The organism is Maribacter sp. R77961, assembly GCF_044594925.1.
Lineage (GTDB): Bacteria > Bacteroidota > Bacteroidia > Flavobacteriales > Flavobacteriaceae > Maribacter.
The window spans coordinates 628,080-648,214 of sequence record NZ_CP138991.1; the positions used below are offsets into that span (position 1 = coordinate 628,080).

The 20,135-nt window shown below is 33.9% G+C and carries 21 protein-coding genes; 2 read left to right on the forward strand and 19 right to left on the reverse strand.

Translation table 11 applies throughout. The features are described from left to right. Window positions 1-138: 138 nt before the first annotated feature. The 17 genes from SJY09_RS02605 to SJY09_RS02685 all read right to left on the reverse strand — a co-directional run bounded on the left by SJY09_RS02605 (window position 139) and on the right by SJY09_RS02685 (window position 17,045). Window positions 139-636: a hypothetical protein gene (locus SJY09_RS02605; RefSeq protein ID WP_396637402.1), complete on the reverse strand. Its 498-nt coding sequence runs from the start codon at window positions 634-636 to the stop codon at window positions 139-141. Between the two features lie 192 nt (window positions 637-828). Beyond that, window positions 829-1,308 carry a hypothetical protein gene (locus tag SJY09_RS02610; RefSeq protein WP_396637403.1) on the reverse strand — a complete coding sequence of 160 codons (480 nt, stop codon included), beginning with the start codon at window positions 1,306-1,308 and terminating at the stop codon, window positions 829-831. A gap of 230 nt (window positions 1,309-1,538) precedes the next feature. Continuing rightward, on the reverse strand, window positions 1,539-2,264 hold the full coding sequence (locus tag SJY09_RS02615) for a DUF5131 family protein (RefSeq protein WP_396637404.1): 726 nt from the start codon (window positions 2,262-2,264) through the stop codon (window positions 1,539-1,541). 1 nt (window position 2,265) lies between these two features. After that, a complete protein-coding gene (gene tcmP / locus SJY09_RS02620) occupies window positions 2,266-3,387 on the reverse strand; it encodes a three-Cys-motif partner protein TcmP (RefSeq protein WP_396637405.1) in 1,122 nt (373 codons plus the stop codon). A 175-nt stretch (window positions 3,388-3,562) separates the two neighbouring features. After that, window positions 3,563-4,162 (reverse strand): hypothetical protein, encoded by a 600-nt coding sequence (locus SJY09_RS02625; protein WP_396637406.1) that lies wholly within the window; start codon window positions 4,160-4,162, stop codon window positions 3,563-3,565. Window positions 4,163-4,969: 807 nt separating this feature from the next. Next, complete coding sequence (locus SJY09_RS02630; protein WP_396637407.1) at window positions 4,970-5,581, reverse strand: RDD family protein; 612 nt, start codon at window positions 5,579-5,581, stop codon at window positions 4,970-4,972. A 612-nt stretch (window positions 5,582-6,193) separates the two neighbouring features. Beyond that, window positions 6,194-6,673, reverse strand: coding sequence for a hypothetical protein (locus SJY09_RS02635; protein ID WP_396637403.1), 480 nt, complete (start codon window positions 6,671-6,673; stop codon window positions 6,194-6,196). Window positions 6,674-6,886: 213 nt separating this feature from the next. Then, on the reverse strand, window positions 6,887-7,645 hold the full coding sequence (locus tag SJY09_RS02640) for a hypothetical protein (protein ID WP_396637408.1): 759 nt from the start codon (window positions 7,643-7,645) through the stop codon (window positions 6,887-6,889). 2,721 nt (window positions 7,646-10,366) lie between these two features. Further along, the gene (locus SJY09_RS02645; protein ID WP_396637409.1) at window positions 10,367-11,293 is read right to left on the reverse strand and encodes a hypothetical protein; all 927 of its coding nucleotides are present in this window, start codon (window positions 11,291-11,293) and stop codon (window positions 10,367-10,369) included. Window positions 11,294-11,347: 54 nt separating this feature from the next. Continuing rightward, on the reverse strand, window positions 11,348-11,851 hold the full coding sequence (locus SJY09_RS02650) for a hypothetical protein (RefSeq protein ID WP_396637410.1): 504 nt from the start codon (window positions 11,849-11,851) through the stop codon (window positions 11,348-11,350). A 691-nt stretch (window positions 11,852-12,542) separates the two neighbouring features. Then, window positions 12,543-12,989: a hypothetical protein gene (locus SJY09_RS02655; protein ID WP_396637411.1), complete on the reverse strand. Its 447-nt coding sequence runs from the start codon at window positions 12,987-12,989 to the stop codon at window positions 12,543-12,545. A 189-nt stretch (window positions 12,990-13,178) separates the two neighbouring features. Further along, window positions 13,179-13,481, reverse strand: a complete 303-nt coding sequence (locus SJY09_RS02660) for a hypothetical protein (protein WP_396637412.1) — start codon at window positions 13,479-13,481, stop codon at window positions 13,179-13,181. Further along, on the reverse strand, window positions 13,474-13,842 hold the full coding sequence (locus tag SJY09_RS02665) for a hypothetical protein (RefSeq protein ID WP_396637413.1): 369 nt from the start codon (window positions 13,840-13,842) through the stop codon (window positions 13,474-13,476). The genes SJY09_RS02660 and SJY09_RS02665 overlap by 8 nt, the downstream gene beginning before the upstream one ends. A 201-nt stretch (window positions 13,843-14,043) precedes the next feature. Then, window positions 14,044-14,649, reverse strand: coding sequence for a hypothetical protein (locus tag SJY09_RS02670; protein ID WP_396637414.1), 606 nt, complete (start codon window positions 14,647-14,649; stop codon window positions 14,044-14,046). A gap of 180 nt (window positions 14,650-14,829) precedes the next feature. Then, window positions 14,830-15,699: a hypothetical protein gene (locus SJY09_RS02675; RefSeq protein ID WP_396637415.1), complete on the reverse strand. Its 870-nt coding sequence runs from the start codon at window positions 15,697-15,699 to the stop codon at window positions 14,830-14,832. 95 nt (window positions 15,700-15,794) lie between these two features. Further along, the gene (locus tag SJY09_RS02680; RefSeq protein WP_396637416.1) at window positions 15,795-16,370 is read right to left on the reverse strand and encodes a hypothetical protein; all 576 of its coding nucleotides are present in this window, start codon (window positions 16,368-16,370) and stop codon (window positions 15,795-15,797) included. A gap of 210 nt (window positions 16,371-16,580) precedes the next feature. Then, a complete protein-coding gene (locus tag SJY09_RS02685; protein ID WP_396637399.1) occupies window positions 16,581-17,045 on the reverse strand; it encodes a YcxB family protein in 465 nt (154 codons plus the stop codon). 309 nt (window positions 17,046-17,354) lie between these two features. On the opposite strand from SJY09_RS02685, the gene SJY09_RS02690 reads away from it, so the two are divergent. Next, entirely contained in the window at window positions 17,355-17,567 is a 213-nt protein-coding gene (locus tag SJY09_RS02690; RefSeq protein ID WP_396637417.1) for a hypothetical protein, read from the forward strand. Between the two features lie 424 nt (window positions 17,568-17,991). On the opposite strand, the gene SJY09_RS02695 is transcribed toward SJY09_RS02690, so the two are convergent. Together SJY09_RS02695 and xerA are read right to left on the reverse strand one after the other, a co-directional pair. Beyond that, complete coding sequence (locus SJY09_RS02695; protein WP_396637418.1) at window positions 17,992-18,273, reverse strand: hypothetical protein; 282 nt, start codon at window positions 18,271-18,273, stop codon at window positions 17,992-17,994. Window positions 18,274-18,347: 74 nt separating this feature from the next. After that, the gene (gene xerA / locus SJY09_RS02700) at window positions 18,348-19,439 is read right to left on the reverse strand and encodes a site-specific tyrosine recombinase/integron integrase (protein ID WP_396638590.1); all 1,092 of its coding nucleotides are present in this window, start codon (window positions 19,437-19,439) and stop codon (window positions 18,348-18,350) included. Window positions 19,440-19,541: 102 nt separating this feature from the next. On the opposite strand from xerA, the gene SJY09_RS02705 reads away from it, so the two are divergent. Then, on the forward strand, window positions 19,542-19,913 hold the full coding sequence (locus SJY09_RS02705) for a hypothetical protein (protein WP_396637419.1): 372 nt from the start codon (window positions 19,542-19,544) through the stop codon (window positions 19,911-19,913). Window positions 19,914-20,135: the final 222 nt, after the last annotated feature.

Here is a 20,135-nt window from a genome sequence, read left to right on the forward strand (position 1 = left end):
GAAATCTTTTTGTTTTGTTTTTTCTTTTTTTGTGTCAAAGCGAAATCCCAAAGATTTCGCGACCTCATAAAAATACGCAAACCTTTCGTTAATGCCCGAAGCTCTTATTGTTTATAGGTTTTGTTGTGTGTAGTGTTTTTACACACAGCTAATCTCATTAAGCAATTCCGTTCCGCTATATTTTTTGCGTTTATAATTAATAACAATAGGCTCAATGTCCATGTTAGTCTGATTATATATTAATAACACATCGGAAATCGGAAATTTAAAGAAATCATCATAATATTCCACCGCAAACTTTTGTCCATTCAGTTCCATAATCCTTTGCGTTTTGGGAAAGTCAAATTTTGAACGTTGCACTTTTGTTGTTTCAATTGTCCTTGATTTTATTTCATTAAACGGTGCTTTTTCAAAAAATCGTTTTTCTCGTATTCTTTTAAAATATTCGATTCCAATTAGAATTACTAGTCCAAACAGAGTTAGGGAAAATGTAAATATTAAAGGGTAGATATTGAATATTCCTTGAGTTAAATAACCTATTACAGCAAGAATTGCGGCCATTACACCAAAGATTACAAGAAGTAATTTGGTGAAATTCCAGATGGTTTTTCTATTTTCTGATAGGATTTTCAACATTACACACAACGGTGCGGCTATGATTAGTGCGGCGCAGAAATCCGACGGATTTCCAGCTACGCGCTAAGCAAAAGCTTTTGGTTTTGTTTTTTCTTTTTTTGTTCGAAAGCAAAATCCCAAAGATTTTGCGACCTCATAAATATACACAGACCTTAGCGTAAAACCGGAAGTCCGTATTAATTATAGGTATTGTTAGCCACAGTTTTTTAGCTCCGCTAGCACGTTTTCTTTACTTGATTTAGAACACAACGCAAACCTTGGTTTAAAATCAGCTTCATCCATCTGTTTAAGAGAGTATAGTCGTTCTGGTATTCCGTTTTCGAATTCGATTATAGTTATAGTCTTATACCCTAAATCAATAATATTTAGCGGAACCATTCCATTCCAAATGGCTTGATTGATTTTTGCGTTTATTTCAATTCCGCCCGACGTGTCTTCCAAGTCAATTAGAAAGTCAAAACTCGTAGGAACTTTTGTTTCGCAAACTGCTCTGCAAAAAGAAATCAACTCATTGCGTTTTTTTTTCCAATTTAGATAGCGAATAATTTCTTCTGTTTTTTCTTTTTTCTTCGTGTATTTATTTATCAACTCTATTGTCGGTAGTTTGTCCAATCCAACAACAGCGGATATCGGAACATATTCATTTTTGACAATAGATTTTCGAAATTGCATTGGTTTTACAAATTGTGGCTAACGGTCTAGTATAAGAAAAGTAGGGCAGTTGTAAGCGATACTTTTCGGATTAAGCTAAAGCCGAATTTTTAAATTTTGTTAATTAACTTTTCTACTTTTAATTACAGCAAATTTAAAAATTTGGCGACTTGGCAAATAAACACAAACCTTTTGATTAAGCACTTTTTGCCCTATTTTTTTTATACATTGTTGGCAACTGGCTTTTCTTTTCAGACGCTATGTTGCAATTCAATTTCCGGCATTTCATCATAGGTTCTACCGTTTAATTCTCTACCGTTTTTCTTTTTGTTTTTACCGCCCCATTGTTTAAAGAAAAATGCAACATCTGCCTTTTCACATTGTTCTTGGATATCAATTACCCAATCAGCATCCATTGGTCTTGGTGTGTGACCACTTTCGCCACCAACAATTACCCAATCTATATTTTTTAAATTTAGATTCGGTAGCGCTCCTATAAGTGGCTCAAGAGATAGAAACTTTACTCTTGCATTAGTTTCTCTCAAGTAGTCAATTCTATTTTCTACTTTTTGTTCCTCAACTGAAACACCCATCCAAATATTATGAGACCACTTTAATTCTTTGTGTATCTCTAAAAGTCTTTCCGCTCTTTTAGTCAAAACTTGAAAAACGTGCTGTGGATTTTCATTCATAACCTTAAAAACCTTTTTGATAAACTCTAAAGGTATTTGTTCGTGGAATAAATCGCTCATTGAGTTTACAAAAACAATTTTAGATTTTTTCCAAGTATATGGTGTTTTAAGTGCAGATTCGTGTGTGCGAACCTCAAAATTATTTTTGTATTTTTCGACTCCCATTGCTTGAAGTCGTTTAGACATAATTTCCGCATAACAGAATTTACAACCTTGAGATACCTTGGTACAACCAGTTGTCGGGTTCCAAGTCATTTCTGTCCATTCTATACTTGATTGTGCCATTTTACTTTGAGATTATTTTATAAGTTACAATATTATCCTTTCTAAAAACATTTACATAATTTAAGAAAGGTGATTTTCCCTCGTATTCCAATTTACCTTGTTTCTTCATTAGCTTTAATAAATCAACTGCGTGTTGTGGAATATGTCCATTTGAATAAGTGTACATTAAGACAGCTCTATTTGTAACGGTTTTTCTTTTTAAAAGCTTGGTCTCTAATTCGCTTTTAAATTTCTCAACTTTTGTCATTTTTTGTCCCTCAAACATATCGAGTTGAATTTTACTTTTATCTTCATCAATGTCAAAATCAGCTTCTCCGTTTAAGTTATTTCTTTTCCAAGCTATTTTCAAAAATTTATCAACTGCTGCATAATTCTTTGCCCCAAATATGATTCCATAAATATTTCTCTTTTTCTTTATTGAAAAAGGGAATAATTTTAATTCCGAATTTTTTGGAAGTCGTGAATTGATTTTATTAAAAACCAAACGATGCATATTTCGATATTCCTCACTTTCCAACTCTGTAATATCTATTTCTAAAGCTTTTTTAAATTCTTCTGTCATTCCATATCTTCTAAAAAAAGAGGATGAAACAAAATAGATAAAATCAGTTGTATTTAATCTTTCAAGTTCATCAATATATTCTTGGGAAATAAATTTCACACCGTTTTGGTCTAAATAGACTAATGAGGGATATTCTTTAATTGTTGGAATTAATTTGAAGAATAATTCTTCTGCATCTTCATTGTAATAGTTTACTGTAAGGAAATATTTGAATTTTGGATTTTGAGAAATGAAATCTTCACAATTCTTTTTGAGTAGGTCAAATTTATTCTGTGCTTTTCTATTAGGCTCAAATTCATTGAAGTGTAAAACAATTTTAGTTTTAGTTCTTAAAATATTACCTAAATGCTCATTTATTTTAGTTAAAAGACGAATTGGGCTACCAGCTATATTATTTGAATCATAACCTGGTCCAGAAAAAAAGTCAAATATATGAATCTCGCTAAAGTGAGCTTGTGGCAAAAATGTTGGAATCCAAGCTTGAGCATAATCTTCAAATATTTCGAGTTTTGTTATTGTTCCACTATCAAAAGGTTCAGAATGTATGTTTTTTCCACTCATTTTAATTTATGTTCGGATGTTTCTTTAGCTTGTTGCCAACGTGTTCGTGTATGATTAGTTGCTGTAATTACTAAGATAGCAAAAAGGATGGAAGCGTTGGGATTTCGACAGAAATCCTTGAGAAGCCTTTACACACTATCAAGCAATTAATTATACACGTTGTTGTAGCACGTTTTTATTTTCCGTTTAGTTCAATCAGTTTATAATTCAATTCCATCACTTTCATTGTGTCAATTGGCTGCCACCTTGCAACTACGTGATATTCTCTATTTGTGCATTCATTTCCATTTGGATTCATTCCTTCGAGAACCCAACTTGCTCCATCGAGACCACTTCTATCTGTTGTAACAGGTAAACTCCAAAATCCAATATCGTGTAATAAAGATTGAAATTCAGTCCATTCTTTTTTCGATAATTCCTTTTCATTATTTACAAAAAGTTCATCCGCAATTCCATCGGAATTTTCCGTTCCAAATTCTTTGTAAATTAAGCTATATGAATTCCAGTTTTTAAAAATCCGATAGGTTTTGGATGATTCTCCCATTGAGTTATAAATCATTAACCTGTAACTTTCTTTGTCTGCAGTTTTTAGTTCAGGTTCCTCTAGTTTTGTTAAATAGCCATTCCACCATTTTTGCCCGCTTGAGTCTAATTCCACTTGTGATATTATACTGTCGTTTGATCTAATAATTAATGGGTCAATTCCGCAATCCACATTGCTTTTACAGCTTATAAATAAACTAAAAATCGAAAGTAGGATTATTATTCTGTGCATTTTCCTCAAATGTGCTACAACGCCGAAGCTATGATTAGTGCGGAATTAAGTAGGAACTGTACTTATTTCAAAACACCAAGCCAAAGCATTTTTTTTGCGTTTATTTTTTTTGTTATTAAATGCCAAATCAAACTGATTTGGCGACATCATAAATATAGACAAACCATTTTATTAAACCACAGACCTAGCATTACACATAGGTATTGTTAGCGGTATTATGCAACCCGAACCATAGCTGTTAAAGACAAGTGAAACTAACCATCCGCGTAGATTTTGCCGCATTTTCCATCGGGCGACCAAATTGGCGGACACAAATAAAAGAAGTTCGGTTTAAAGGGATTTGGCAAGTAATGGCGAACCAAAAGTCCGTCTGCGTTATGTTTGCGTACAGATTGCGTGCTGGCGGCAAAAGGGCATGCCCCGCAAGCTGCTCTTTTATACAAACCCGAACCAAACGATTTAGATATGCTTAAAATACTAAAACCTTGGATTTTTTGCTTTTATCGATAAACGTATTACTTGCGAACAGAATGTCCGTCTAGCACGTAAAAAAGCAAAAAAAAGGGAAGCCCCGAAGTTGCTCTATTTTTTTTAGAGCTTATTACCGTTAACGGTGCGGCTATGATTAGTGCGGCGCAGAAATCCAGCGGATTTCCAGCTACGCGCTAAGCAAAAGCTTTTGGTTTTGTTTTTTCTTTTTTTGTTCGAAAGCAAAATCCCAAAGATTTTGCGACTATATAAATATACACAGACCTTGGCGTAAAACCCGAAGTCCGTATTAATTATAGGCATTGTTACCATACGTTTTTATTTTGCGTCTGATTCGCTTTTAACAACCACAGTTTTTGCCCACATATCGCCAAGCCTTTGATTTAATTCTGAATTTTTTATAATGATTATCGCTACGAGTCCAAAAAAGATCATATCAATAGGGTCAAGTAGATGTCTTTTAAAAGATTGTCCAAAAGTTGGCTTGTCCATGTAGTTACCCCAATTTTGTCCATCTGCGTCTTTTTTAATTGATTTTGGCATTAGTCCAACGATTCCATTTCCGAGAGTTGCTCCAAAAAATTGCTCAAGTCCAACCGTCATAAGCAACCAAAATAATATTGGTCCAAGAGCCGGAAGTCCATTTATAGTGAAACCTCCATCGCCGTCTGGTTGTCCAAATTGATAACCGTAGATAAAAAAGAAAGTATATATAATTAAGTAGTCTATAAAACCTGCAAGAAATCTTTTTCCAATTGAAGATTCGGTTTTTATTTCGGATAAAGTTTGGTTGGTGTTCATATGTTCAAAATGTATGGTAACGTCTCGGCTATGCTTAGTGCGGGGCGGAAATCCAGCGGATTTCCTGTCTTGCGCTAAGCTAAACCTTTGGGTTTCGCTTTTCCTTTTTTGTCCAAAGCTAAATCCCAAAGATTTAGCGACATCATAAAGATACACAGAACTTGGCGTTAAAACCTAAGCCCGCATTAAGTATAGGCATTGTTGTAATTAGTGGTTTTGCGTTCTGATTGGCACGTTTTAGTTCGTAATTACTGCGTACAGATTGGTTGTATTGATAAACAATAAAACAAGTCCATTTACATAGCTGTTGCGTACGAGTAAGGTCCATCTGCGCAAACTAGCTAAGAAGTCCATCTGCGCAACAATTAGATAGGAGTGAAGTCCATTTGCGCAAAGTTGTTCAGAAATCCATTTGCGCAAACTTGCTGTCCATTTGCGTTTAGATTGAAAATAATTTTATAAAATCAATACATTTTTACGCAATAATCCGCTCTGTTTTTTAGAATCAGATTACGCATTTTTGAGGTTGGTAAATTGTTTTTTTACCATTAATTACAACGGTGCGGCTATGATTAGTGCGGCGCAGAAATCCGACGGATTTCCAGCTACGCGCTAAGCAAAAGCTTTTGGTTTTGTTTTTTCTTTTTTTGTTCGAAAGCAAAATCCCAAAGATTTTGCGACCTCATAAATATACACAGACCTTAGCGTAAAACCGGAAGTCCGTATTAATTATAGGTATTGTTAGCCACAGTTTTTTAGCTCCGCTAGCACGTTTTCTTTACTTGATTTAGAACACAACGCAAACCTTGGTTTAAAATCAGCTTCATCCATCTGTTTAAGAGAGTATAGTCGTTCTGGTATTCCGTTTTCGAATTCGATTATAGTTATAGTCTTATACCCTAAATCAATAATATTTAGCGGAACCATTCCATTCCAAATGGCTTGATTGATTTTTGCGTTTATTTCAATTCCGCCCGACGTGTCTTCCAAGTCAATTAGAAAGTCAAAACTCGTAGGAACTTTTGTTTCGCAAACTGCTCTGCAAAAAGAAATCAACTCATTGCGTTTTTTTTTCCAATTTAGATAGCGAATAATTTCTTCTGTTTTTTCTTTTTTCTTCGTGTATTTATTTATCAACTCTATTGTCGGTAGTTTGTCCAATCCAACAACAGCGGATATCGGAACATATTCATTTTTGACAATAGATTTTCGAAATTGCATTGGTTTTACAAATTGTGGCTAACGGTTTAGCTATGAACAGTACGGGAGCAAACAAGCGTTTGCTTTCTGCCACTCACATAGCGAAATCTTTGTGTTTTGTTTTTTCTTTTTTTCTCGAAAATGCAAAATCCCAAAGATTTTGCGTTCTGCATAAATATACGCAAACCCTGCGATTAAGCCCGCAGCCCGTATTGTTTATAGGTTTTGTTAGGGTTAGTTATTTATGCCGTAGCGTGTCTTTAAATATTCTTTTATAATATCTAGTTTGGTACTATCTAAAACTCGTACACCTTTGAATAATTCTGTTTCTTTCGATATATACATAAAATTTCTTAATTCCGTAACTACTTCATGACTCTTTGAAGCGCCTAAAATTTGATTTACTGAGTTTTTTCTAATCTCTATATTCTCAGGTAAATCTTGTAATGTATAATTCCAAGATTTTAAAATTTTATTTCCAATAGGTTTTACTAATCTAAGTTTAGGAATTTCATTTTTCCGAGATTGAGTATGACCTTTTTCCGTTCTAATTTTTTCAGAATCATTGTAAATTTCTATTCCATCAATTAGCTCATTAATATCATCAAATTTTTGCGCGTCAAATATGACAATTGACTTATCTATTATAATTGGTCCAGAAGGCTCAAAAATCGCAGATGATTCAGATAATGGCTTTGATGTATAGTAAACTGGAAATACAACAAATTGATTGTCGTTCTTGGTAATTAAAAAATCATTATCAATTCTTATCGAATCAGAGTATATTTTTTCAGAACCAATCTTATAAAATCCATTCTTTAAGTTCAATTTTGTGAATTGATTTGAAGTGTCTAGCACAATTTTTTGGTCGTTAATACTAATATCAACTTGATTTATATCTTCATTAAATAATAGAATCTCATTGGTCTTTTCAATATTTTCACAAGACAATAGTAAATTAAATAATAAAAGTGCAAATAAATTTTTTTTCATTTTTTTTAATTAACCCTAACGCCCGAGCTAAGCGTAGTGCGGTTTTAGATAAGCGATTCCCATTGCGCCACAGCCCTTAGCAAAAGCATTTTGTTTTGATTTATTTTTTACTGTCCGAAGCAAAATCCCAATGATTTTGCGACTTCATAAATATACGCAAATGCTGCAATTAAACACCGAAGCACCGCATTACGCTTAGGTTTTGTTGGCACAAGTGTTTTTTCTGCGGCGTTGCTTGCGTTCTGCTTGCGTACCTGAAGTGTTGCTTGCGGATTGCCACCCCGGTAGGGGGAAGCCGGCGAACTGCTTGCGTTTCTAGTGCGAACAGATCGGAAAGTTTTCTCATAACAGTTGCGTTGTGCTTAGTCGTTGTTTTCACGCCAATGCTCAAGTCCCTTTGCGCAAGGATGAGAAATCCAGATTAGGTCGTCCAATTTTCAAACTTGGGCAACATTTGTGCCAACGGCTGGGCTAAGCGTAGTGCGGAGGCAAGGAAACTTTTCGTTTCCGTCTGCGCACGAAGCTAAAGCTTATTGTTTAGTTTTATTTTTTCTCTTCCAAAGCTAAATCCATAAGATTTAGCGACTTTATAAATATACACAGACCTTACGGTTTTGCCCTAAAGTCCGCATTACGTTTAGGCATTGTTAGCATTAGTGATTTTCGTTCTGTTTGGCACGTTTTGATTGGTTTCATTGTTTATAAGCACCGCCTTTTCAGTTTATTTAACAAACAATTTACAAGTCCATCTGCGCAACAGTTTCGTTCGAGTAAGGTCCATTTACGTAAACTTGCTAAAGAGTTCATCAGCGCAACGATTAGATATGAGTGAAGTCCATCTGCGTTCTGATTAAGATTAGTCTTATGATAACAATTAAAATGAATTGTTTTTATTTTGCTTTTTTTGAGAAAAAACTAACTATTCCTTCTGCCCAAAAAAAGAAAAAGAACAGTTTAAAGTATTTTATATAATCTGGACATTCTATGAAATATGGAAGAAATCCGATTATTCCAATAAAACCTAATAATTTAATATATTTCATTTTTTTCATCATTAATGCTAACGGCTGGGCTAAGCGTAGTGCGGAGGCAAGGAAACTTTTCGTTTCCGTCTGCGCACGAAGCTAAAGCTTATTGTTTAGTTTTATTTTTTCTCTTCCAAAGCTAAATCCATAAGATTTAGCGACTTTATAAATATACACAGACCTTACGGTTTTGCCCTAAAGTCCGCATTACGTTTAGGCATTGTTAGCATTAGTGATTTTCGTTCTGTTTGGCACGTTTTGATTGGTTTCATTGTTTATAAGCACCGCCTTTTCAGTTTATTTAACAAACAATTTACAAGTCCATCTGCGCAACAGTTTCGTTCGAGTAAGGTCCATTTACGTAAACTTGCTAAAGAGTTCATCAGCGCAACGATTAGATATGAGTGAAGTCCATCTGCGTTCTGATTAAGATTAGTCTTATGATAACAATTAAAATGAATTGTTTTTATTTTGCTTTTTTTGAGAAAAAACTAACTATTCCTTCTGCCCAAAAAAAGAAAAAGAACAGTTTAAAGTATTTTATATAATCTGGACATTCTATGAAATATGGAAGAAATCCGATTATTCCAATAAAACCTAATAATTTAATATATTTCATTTTTTTCATCATTAATGCTAACGCCCGAGCTAAGCGTAGTGCGGTTTTAGATAAGCGATTCCCATTGCGCCACAGCCCTTAGCAAAAGCATTTTGTTTTGATTTATTTTTTACTGTCCGAAGCAAAATCCCAATGATTTTGCGACTTCATAAATATACGCAAATGCTGCAATTAAACACCGAAGCACCGCATTACGCTTAGGTTTTGTTGGCACAAGTGTTTTTTCTGCGGCGTTGCTTGCGTTCTGCTTGCGTACCTGAAGTGTTGCTTGCGGATTGCCACCCCGGTAGGGGGAAGCCGGCGAACTGCTTGCGTTTCTAGTGCGAACAGATCGGAAAGTTTTCTCATAACAGTTGCGTTGTGCTTAGTCGTTGTTTTCACGCCAATGCTCAAGTCCATTTGCGCAAGGATGAGAAATCCAGATTAGGTCGTCCAATTTTCAAACTTGGGCAACATTTGTGCCAACGCCTGAGCTAAGCGTAGTGCGGTTTTAGAGAAGCCATTCCCTTCGCGCCATAGCCCTTAGCAAAAGCATTTTGTTTTGATTTGTTTTTTCCTGTCCGAAGCAAAATCCCAATGATTTTGCGACTTCATAAATATACGCAAACGCTGCAATTAAACACCGAACCACCGCATTACGCTTAGGTTTTGTTGGCACAAGTGTTTTTTTCTGCGGCGTTGCTTACGTTCTGCTTGCGTACCTGAAGTGTTGCTTGCGGATTGCCACCCCGGTAGGGGTAAGCCGGCGAACTGCTTGCGTTTCTAGTGCGAACAGATCGGAAAGTTTTCTCATAACAGTTGCGTTGTGCTTAGTCGTTGTTTTCACGCCAATGCTCAAGTCCATTTGCGCAACGATGAGAAATCCAGATTAGGTCGTCCAATTTTCAAACTCGGGCAACATTTGTGCCAACGTCTCCGTATATGAAACGTAGCGTATAAATAAACGCTAATTTTTCGGATTATACACGAGCCGAATTTTTAAATTTTTCTTTTTATCTTAAATTTCTCAAAAAGCCAAATTTAAAAATTTGGCGGTCTTCGCAAATACACACGAACCTCTCGGAAAGCCTGTAATAGCTATGTTTTATATACATTGTTGCCAGTAGTTATTTCCAGCGTGTTTTTCAATTCAGTAAATATCTCTTTGTCCGCTAATGTAAATAAAAGCATTTCAAGTTCGTATGGTTTTGCATTTTTTCCGTAAATCTCAAACGTTGCTTTTTTTACAAAATCGCAGAAATCAAAGTATGCTTTTTGTTGTGAAATAAACAATTCGACTTTGTTCATATATTCCGATATGTGCGAAACGTTAATAATTGTATTCATATCAAAATCCGCTATTATTCTATTCCGACCACTTGGCATTGGATAATACTTTTCATTAAATCCATTTTGGTTTTCGCAAGTCAAAATCAGCCAATTTAATGTGTAAATAACTCTTGAGTCATAAATTACAAAATTTTCTGGTTGCAAAAAGGATGAAATTTTCGACAAAGATGAAATTGTGCTAAAACAGTCTAATGATAATCTGCCTTTTTCAATCTGCTTTTTAAATCGCAATATTTTGTCAATATTCCGCTCGTTTTGTTTAAATCCACGAATTCCACCCCAAACATTAATTATCCAAAAATCTATAAAATTCTGTTCCGAATGCGATTGATATTTTTCGCTTAAAATCCATTTCAGCTCTACATTTTGGTCAAATGGATTTTGATGGGTTTTTAGTCGTTCGTTTTCCGCTGAAGTGAAGATTTTATCGGAAACGTCAAAATTGAAATCAAACCTCTTTTTCAAGTCGATTTGATTGCTAAATTCTTTCAGTTTCTCGATTGTGTTCTGCATTTTTTTATAATTACTGGCAACGGCTGAGCTATGAACAGTACGGGAGCAAACTAGCGTTTGCTTTCCGCTACGCACATAGCGAAATCTTTGTGTTTTGTTTTTTCTTTTTTTCTGTCCAAAGCAAAATCCCAAAGATTTTGCGGTCTTTATAAAAATACGCAAACCCTAGCGTTTAAAACCTAAGCCCGTATTGTTTATAGGTTGTGTTGTAGCCAGTTATTTTTTCGCAATATTTACGTGTATAATTACAGGATTCAGTCCATCTTCGTTTCGTTTTGAACGGCCATAAAGACCAACAGTCATATCGTTTGGGTAATTTGTTTCAAGCTCTTTTGGGTTGACATAAGTGTACATCCCATATCCGTGACCAGAAACAGTCCATCCCTTAGTCAGATTCAAGGAAGTAACATTAAAATCTCCCGCAGGACCTCCAGCAGAAACTGGTCCAAACTCTTTCATTAGTCTAATAGACTCCTCTTCAATATTTTTGATTTTACTTACATCGTCGAAAATAATATAAGTTCCATTTTCAAAAAGTACCCAGTCTTGAAATTTTGGATTTATTGCAAGCCGCACGTTATCTAGTAAAGAAACAGGCATTTTTTCTGTGTTCTCCGTTACGGTTTTAATGTTTTTGGGAGTGTCTTTTTTCTCTCCACAACTTAAAACGAAAACTAACAAAATAGCTAATAAGATTAATTTGTGAATATACTTTTTCATAATTGGCTACAACGGTTTAGCTATGCGTAGTGCGAGGCAAGGAAACGTTTTCGTTTCCGTCTGAGCGCGCAGCAAAAGCTTTTTGTTTTGATTTATTTTTTCTTGTCCAAAGCAAAATCCCAAAGATTTTGCGACCTCATAAAAATACACAAACCATTCGTTCTAGCCCAAAAGTCCGCATTACGTATAGGTTTTGTTGTCATTAGTGATTTTCGCACTACTTGGCACGTTTTGCTTGCGTAATTACTGCGTTCTGATTGGTTGTATTCGTAAACAAGCTAAAAAGTCCATCAACAATAACGGTTGCGTTTGAGTAAGGTCCATTTGCGCAAACTAGCTCAAAAGTCCGTCTGCGTAACGATTGGATAGGAGTGGAGTCCATTTGCACAAAGTTGAGCAGTAATTCATTTTAGAGTTCGAGAAAAACCCAAAAAAATTCGGGACTTACGTCCCTAAAATGACTTTTGTTTGAGTAGATATTTGTCCGCCGAAATACTTTTACATCATTAATGACAACGGTTAGGCTAAGCGTAGTGCGGGGGCAAGGAAACTTTTCGTTTCCGTCTGCCGACGTAGCTAAAGCTTATTGTTTTGCTTTTTCTTTTTTTTGTCCAAAGCTAAATCCATAAGATTTTGCGACATTATAAATATACACAGACCTTTCGATTTTGCCCTAAAGTCCGCATTACGTTTAGGTTTTGTTAGGCAAAGTTTTTTTCAGTTGCTGATATATAGCCTGATTGGACTTTCCGTTCGATGAGAAGTATATTTTATCGCCAGATTTTTTCGTAATTAAAATCCATGGACGAGCATTGGAATTGATAATTGCCTTTATTTTTTCTCCGCCATTTGTTCTGAAAAGTCCTTTTTTTCGACTCCCAAATGAAAATCCATTAATCCTTCTTCGCAAACTTGGTCGTTTCTCAGTCAATTCAATTAGTTGAATGTCAGACACAGGAATTTCTTCTCCATATTGTCCAGTTATCTCCAAATGTCCGTCCTCGAGTATTAATTTGTTTTCACTAAATCCTAGTCCTATAGTTCCAATTGCGATAACCATAACAGCAATTAGGGCATAGAAAATAATTTTCTTGTGCTTGGGATTGAGGTTTTTATAATTTTCGAATGAAGAGTTCATTTTTTAAATTTTGCCTAACGGTTGAGCTATGAACAGTACGGGAGCAAACCAGCGTTTGCTTTCCGCCACGCACATAGCGAAATCTTTGTGTTTTGTTTTTTCTTTTTTGTCATAAAGCAAAATCCCAAAGATTTTGCGGACTTCATAAAAATACGCAAACCCTGCGATTAAGCCCGAAGCCCGTATTGTTTATAGGTTTTGTTGTGCTTTCGTTATTTCCGCTTTCAATTCATCAGGTATATTAATCCATTCCGTTTTATTCGTTAATTCAAGAATTACAGAACATTCAGCTTTTACAACTCCTACAATGTGTAAATACCACTCTAAATAACTCCAGTCCTTGGGTTTTGGCGAGTAAAGAGTTTTCTTATCATTATCCCAATGAACCTCGGTTGCCGACCGATAAATCATTGGATAAGTTGTTGAATAAGGCTTAATGTTTAATTTTCCTTTATCGTCAACTTTAATTACCAATATTTCATCTCTATCCATTTTTCATAATTCCTTGAACTTGAACAGAATATGCAGAGTTACTAAATTCATCGACTCCCACGTATGTATAATACTCAGAAATGCATTTATTACAAATAATTTTATCAAATACAGGAAATCCACCATCTTGCGATTTTTGTGACAAACCAATGTTGTAGTGTTTTTTTAGTCCTTCATATTCTTCTTCGGTTATATTTTCCGTTTTGCCCGTCCAACCATTTTCGATTTGGATTTTATAATTCAGTTTTAATTGATTACCACAGGATAAACAGTCGAAATTATAGCATTCGATTTTGTCCTTTTTTCCTGTTACGAAATTGGGATTCTTAATGTAAGAAGGTTTTAAAATTTCCTTTTTCATAATGAAGCACAACGGTTTAGCTATAAACAGTACGGTAGCAAACTAGCGTTTGCTTACCGCCACGCACATAGCGAAATCTTTTTGTTTTGTTTTTTCTTTTATTGTTTAAAGCAAAATCCCAAAGATTTTGCGGTCATCATAAAAATACACAAACCTTTCGATTAAGCCGGAAGCCCGTATTGTTTATAGGTTTTGTTGTCATTAGTATTTTTCCGCCAAGGTTTCAAATCCAGCCATTAAACCCACAAGCTTCTGCCTTTCTTCAAAACCCGGATATTCATCTTCAATGAATGATTTCGGTTCGTAACTGGCGTATGCGATATAGTTTTTTCCTTGATAAACGCTAAAGTGATAAGTTGTACCATCAGAAATCGATTTCACAAGCCTTGCCCCTTTTTCTTTTCCAGGTTTTGCATCAATATTAAGCTGAGTTTTATTGATTTGAAATTTCTTTTCAGATATACAATTTTTCAAATAATTCCAATAATTCTGAAAGTCCTTTTTTCTAACTCTTTTTCGCTTCACTTTAGTTTTTAAATCCGAATCACTCGGTTGAAAGACTTTGTAACGCTTTATTTTTCCATCATTTTGATAAATTATATACTGTCCACTAAGTCCTTTGTTCCAATAGCCTGAGTAAGCAACTCTTACGATTAACGAATTCCTATCTTTTAAGTTCAACAATTCCACATATTGATTCTCATTTTCAGTTATTCCATTCCAAACCACTTCAGGAATCATTGAATTTTGTGAAATCCCTGTCATTGTGGAAAGTGTACAAATGAAAAGTAGAATTATTTTTTTCATATTAATGACAACGGTGAGGCTATGGCAAGTAGGGCAGGCAAGGAAACTTTTCGTTTCCGTCTGGTCTGCGAGCCAGAGCTTTTTGTTTTGTAATTATTTTTTCTTTTTTAATTGCCAAATCCAAAAGATTTGGCGGACTTAGTAAAGACGCCCAAGTCTTCAAATTTAGCTCTTTTTGCCCTATTTGCTATAGGTATTGTTGGCAGTAGTGTTTTTATACCCCTTATTTAATCTTTTAAGGTCAGCATTTAAATAAAAAACCTGACTCTTTTTTATGTTCAAAAAATGTAGAGCGCTATCCAATTCCTTTTGCAACTTGATTGGCGTTCTTCTGTCCATATTTACATAAAGATTAATGTTGTTCAATTTGCAATGAGTGCAATTAATATATTCTAACAGGTCTCCATATTCCTTTGTAACCTTATTATTAATTTGAAAGTAAAATTGATTTTTAAAAAATCCCTTACTGGGGTCGACATATTGACTTTTTATTTGACCACAGGCTAGAATGATACTTAATTTATTATTTTGAAAATCAATGGAATCAGAGTTTTCGATTGTACTTTCAAATGGCAGTATATTAACTTTATAACCAGCTGAAAAGTCATTTAGAAACGTTTCGGAATCAGAAATTTGTCTTATCCATTTCGTATTATTCTGAAATATCACTTTATCACCTTTAATCAAATGACTTTGGATTATTGAATCCGGATATTGAATGTATTCCCAAATTTGTGATGGTTTCGCTGAGTCCAGTTGAAATGTAGCCCCATTCGTGAACTTGTTGATAGATATTGTGGTATCGGTAATTATATAGCAATTGTCTAAATCTTGGCTATTGTCAAGGTATTCATGCCAATGTCCATTCAATGTTTCTTCTTTATTGCAGGACACAAATGAGAGAATAATAATTATATGTAAAATAAGTTTTTTCAACATTACTGCCAACGGTTTAGCTATGAACAGTACGGGAGCAAACTTGCGTTTACTTTCCGCCACACACATAGCTAAATCTTTTTGTTTTGTTTTTTCTTTTTCTTGTTTAAGCAAAATCCCAAAGATTTTGCGGTCTTCATAAAAATACGCAAACCGTACGATTAAGCCCTATGCCCGTATTGTTTATAGGTTTTGTTATCTGCTGGCTTTTATTCAATTTCATCGTACAAACACTCAACCTCTATTTTCCAAAATTCCGATTCCAAAAAAATATTAGGATTAATTTTCTTGAATCGTTCTTTAAGGTCATCAACGTTCGCTTTAGAAAATTTTGAGTCCATAAACGCATCTTCTCCAAATTCAGATTCTATTTCAGAAATAAAATTTTTGAACTCCAACAAACATTTTGCCAATTCAATGATGTTCTGGTTAATGTCCTGAATTTTTTCAAAACCCAGCTCGTGGTCTAGTAAAACAATCTTGTCGTTTGAACTAGAATCTATACAAATTGGATTTCCTGCACCATCGGAACCAAATATCCAATAGTTTTCTGTGCCTTTAACAAGGTCAATGTCGGAGTAATATTCGGTTATATTGTAAAATTTTCCATCAGAACTTTCTAAACCAAAGTCAACACATGGTGCTGCTCCATCTGGAAATCCACCAGATAGAAAATTCTTTGTTAAATCGGTCAGTTTAGCTCTTTCTAATTGTTTATAATCAAATTCCGTCCATTGGTCGTATTCGTTTATATTCCAATATATTTTAAAGTCTTTCTTATTCATTTTTTTGAGCTTGCAGATAACGGTTTAGCTATGAACAGTACGAGAGCAAACTAGCGTTTACTTTCCGCCACGCACGTAGCAAAATCTTTTTGTTTTGTTTTTTCTTTTCCTTGTTTAAAGCAAAATCCCAAAGATTTTGCGGACATCATAAAAATACGCAAACCCTGCGAACAAACCCGAAACCCGTATTGTTTATAGGTTTTGTTGTCATTAGTTTTTCTTTAGTCTGCTTAGAATATCAATCTCATCAGTTTCTAAATTTTTAATAGGCAGATATATTCCTTGTTTTGATTTTGTCTTTAACACAAAATATGTTTTTCTTTTTAGAACCTTTTCCAATTCAGAGTAATCCAGTTCAGATTTACTCTTTCCAGATTGTATTATGATTTTGTCAGATTCAATATGGTAATTATGGTCAAAATTTTTGAACCAAGCCTTTTGAGTTAAAATGGTTATGAAGGGTTTTAGTAAATAATATACTCCGAAAAACATCATAAAACCAGAGTAGCTTATTCCAGGTTTAGAATTGCCATTCATATACATATAGAAACCCATTATCAGAATTAATGGACCCGCTACAATTCTTAAAATTGAGTAATAAGTTCCATAACCAAAATAGTATTCATTTAGGAATATTTTGATTTTTTCAGATTGAGTTATTTTCTGGTTGTTCACGAATATATTTTTATAGCATTCAGATTGGAAATTCCATTTGCGAAAACTTGCTCAAAAGTCCATCTACGTTCAGATTACGCTTGAGTAAGAAGTCCATTCGCAGTATTCAATTTTAATACTATTAACTATTATTAAAAAATTCAACTTTGGCAAGAACTTCAAAATTAATGACAACGGCTTAGGCTATGATTGGTTGCGTGTTCATAGCCAATGTTACGAGAAACACGCATATACATTAACAAAGAGCGATAGTTTTAAGTCTGGACATATCTAGCAATGAATTATAGCCCTTGTTGTACAACGTTTTATATGAAGATTACTCCAGTTGATTCGATAATTTCAATTTCAGATTTTAAGTTTCCAGAAATAGGTAATATTCCTGAAAATTATGTAATGCCTAAAAAATCAGTCTTATTATCTTATAAGGGGTCAGCTAAAAGGCTTATTGATAATGCCGAAAGATTTTTATTGGAAATAAATGAAAAATTAGATTCTATCTCTAGGGGTAGTTCTGACGTATGATTTTTTGTTCTTTGATTTATCATTACATTCAAGGAAGATGATTCCTTTATTCGGTTCGACTATTCGTATATTCTGTATAGTGTAGTCATAACCATCTAAATGAATTTTATCCCCTTTGTTTGTGCTAAATTCTAATTCTATTGGTTTTTCTAATGTTTTAGTTTTTATATAATATTCCATTATAATTTATTTTAAATATTAATTATACAAATTTTTTATTCCGTTATGAGTGATAAAAGTCCATCTGATGATAATTTTGAATTTCAAACTCCTTCAATGAGAATTGCTAAAATGCACAAAACATTGATACATAAAATTCTTCCTGAATTAATAATTAAATCCTCAATTGTTAATCTCTATACTTTTCCACATATTCACGATTTTATAACTAAAGATAAAGCCATTAAGTTAGAATTAGAATTATCTACTTTTTTAGACCAAGCTGAATCTTTTTTAGAATCTCCATCAATCCATCGTCCTGATTTGAATAAGTAATAAGTCCTAATATAATTTTCTCGGCTCGTACCAAATGCCCAACACTTCTATTTTCAATATTTCCATCCTTTATTACTTCCATAAATAACAAATCGTTTGGCTCATAATTTGATTTAGACTGAATAGACGTTATTATTTCATTTATAGAAATTCCTTTATACCTATTTACAAATCTTTGAAAATCCAATTCGTATTTTTCATTTCGGTTCATACTCCCTTGTTTGGTTAAATGTTGTACAACAATTGTGTATAGTAACAAGTTACTATATTCCTATTTTAGAAATACTAATCTAAGGGATTTTTAATGTCTTTGAAAGTATGGGTCGCTACATGGGTGTATATCTCCGTTGTTTTACTTGAACCATGCCCAAGAAGCACCTGAATTTGTCTTAGGTCAACACCTGATTCCAGTAGGTGTGTCGCAAAACTATGCCGAAGAACATGTGGGGTCACTGTTTGTCTTATTCCTGCTTTGACCGCTGCTCGTTTAACTATGTTCAATACACTTTCAGCTCCATATTTAGATGCCTTCCTTCCTTCAAATAGATATTCTTGTGGTTTCCATTCTTTAAAATAAATACGCAAGTCCTCCAAGGTAGATTTTGATAATAGTGTTTGCCTGTCCTTTTTTCCTTTGCCACCTTTAACCATAACCAACATTCTCTTGCTATCTATATCATCTATTTTCAGGTTTAGAAGTTCACTTCGACGAAGACCAGCACTGTATAGTAGTTCTACGATACATCTATGTTTTATATTGTTCGTGTTTTTGATGATAGAAAGTACTTCTTCCTTTGATATCACTTTAGGAAGTTTCGATTCTTTTCTTGGTCGTTCAATTTCATAGTAACGATTTGGCATACCCAATACAACCTCGTAGTAAAACTTAATGGCGTTAATTGCCTGATTTAAGTATGAATTGGAAACTTTCCGTTGTACAAGTGTTTGGAGGAAACTTCTGATATCACTTTCGTTAATTGCACTCAACTCTTTTTCTTTGTAATAGTTTATGAACATTTCAAAAAATGAAACATAGGTTCTGACTGTGTTATTGGCATACTTTTTCAATTCCAATTTTAATAGATATTCTTCTGGGCAGACTCTGTATTCAGGAGTAGTCTTTCTTTTTCTAAACCACTCAACATCAATGTTTTCATTGTGGGTGTTAACAGGTTTATTGGTTAAGAATCGATTGTAATTAATCCATGCCACGCCCTTGAATGTATTGAATATAATGCCAAGATTTTCTTTTGTGTTTTCAATATATGCCATGTTATATTGTTGGCTCCATTTGGGGTTAGGAAGCCCCTTAATCAAACTTTGTATTAGTCGATCGGGAGAAAATTTTATACCGATCATCTTTTGATTTTTAATCATCAAATGATAAAGCGTAATTGATTTCATGGAATTCATAATACAATGCTAACTAGGTTTTATGAATTAAGTAGTATATTATAAGTATAATCTACTAGTAGTTTTATGAGCACAAAAAAATGTCCAATTTGCAGTTCTCAAGTAAAAGGTCGAACAGATAAAATATTTTGTAGCACAAAATGCAAATCAATTGACCAATATGAAAAACGGCAAGAAACCGAAGCGTTCTATTTTATGGTAGAAAGACAACTTAGAACCAATAGGAAAATATTAAAGAAACACAACAAATCTGGTTTTACAACACTTCGAAAATCTAAACTGATTGAAGAAGGCTTTGATCCTAAATTTTTCACACATTATTGGAAGAACAAAAAAGGAGAGATATATCTTTTTGTCTACGAGTATGGATTTTTGACTAAGAACGATAACGGAAAAGAAAAATACGTTTTGGTCACATGGCAAGATTATATGAATTAGTGATTTTTTGGTATTGAATAATTGCTTAAATTTCCTTAGCAAAAGACGTATAAAATTTGCTTCTAAATGTGCCATTTTGAATCGAGTTTAGAATTCGGTTAATCATTTAGAAAAGCATCATTAAAATACTGTAAGTTAACAAGTTATAATAATAGAATTAGTTCTGTCATCCCGACTGAATTGAAAAGTGATTTGCATTTGCAAATCACTTTTTGTTTTCAA

Coding starts and splice junctions, on each gene's coding strand:
- tcmP (WP_396637405.1), bottom strand. CDS start 3,387: ATGAGTGGAAAAAACATACATTCTGAACCTTTTGATAGTGGAACAATA.
- SJY09_RS02690 (WP_396637417.1), top strand. CDS start 17,355: ATGAAGATTACTCCAGTTGATTCGATAATTTCAATTTCAGATTTTAAG.
- SJY09_RS02655 (WP_396637411.1), bottom strand. CDS start 12,989: ATGAACTCTTCATTCGAAAATTATAAAAACCTCAATCCCAAGCACAAG.
- SJY09_RS02705 (WP_396637419.1), top strand. CDS start 19,542: ATGAGCACAAAAAAATGTCCAATTTGCAGTTCTCAAGTAAAAGGTCGA.
- SJY09_RS02625 (WP_396637406.1), bottom strand. CDS start 4,162: ATGCACAGAATAATAATCCTACTTTCGATTTTTAGTTTATTTATAAGC.
- SJY09_RS02635 (WP_396637403.1), bottom strand. CDS start 6,673: ATGCAATTTCGAAAATCTATTGTCAAAAATGAATATGTTCCGATATCC.
- SJY09_RS02695 (WP_396637418.1), bottom strand. CDS start 18,273: ATGAACCGAAATGAAAAATACGAATTGGATTTTCAAAGATTTGTAAAT.
- SJY09_RS02615 (WP_396637404.1), bottom strand. CDS start 2,264: ATGGCACAATCAAGTATAGAATGGACAGAAATGACTTGGAACCCGACA.
- xerA (WP_396638590.1), bottom strand. CDS start 19,439: ATGATTAAAAATCAAAAGATGATCGGTATAAAATTTTCTCCCGATCGA.
- SJY09_RS02670 (WP_396637414.1), bottom strand. CDS start 14,649: ATGAAAAAAATAATTCTACTTTTCATTTGTACACTTTCCACAATGACA.
- SJY09_RS02665 (WP_396637413.1), bottom strand. CDS start 13,842: ATGAAAAAGGAAATTTTAAAACCTTCTTACATTAAGAATCCCAATTTC.
- SJY09_RS02650 (WP_396637410.1), bottom strand. CDS start 11,851: ATGAAAAAGTATATTCACAAATTAATCTTATTAGCTATTTTGTTAGTT.
- SJY09_RS02640 (WP_396637408.1), bottom strand. CDS start 7,645: ATGAAAAAAAATTTATTTGCACTTTTATTATTTAATTTACTATTGTCT.
- SJY09_RS02605 (WP_396637402.1), bottom strand. CDS start 636: ATGTTGAAAATCCTATCAGAAAATAGAAAAACCATCTGGAATTTCACC.
- SJY09_RS02680 (WP_396637416.1), bottom strand. CDS start 16,370: ATGAATAAGAAAGACTTTAAAATATATTGGAATATAAACGAATACGAC.
- SJY09_RS02660 (WP_396637412.1), bottom strand. CDS start 13,481: ATGGATAGAGATGAAATATTGGTAATTAAAGTTGACGATAAAGGAAAA.
- SJY09_RS02610 (WP_396637403.1), bottom strand. CDS start 1,308: ATGCAATTTCGAAAATCTATTGTCAAAAATGAATATGTTCCGATATCC.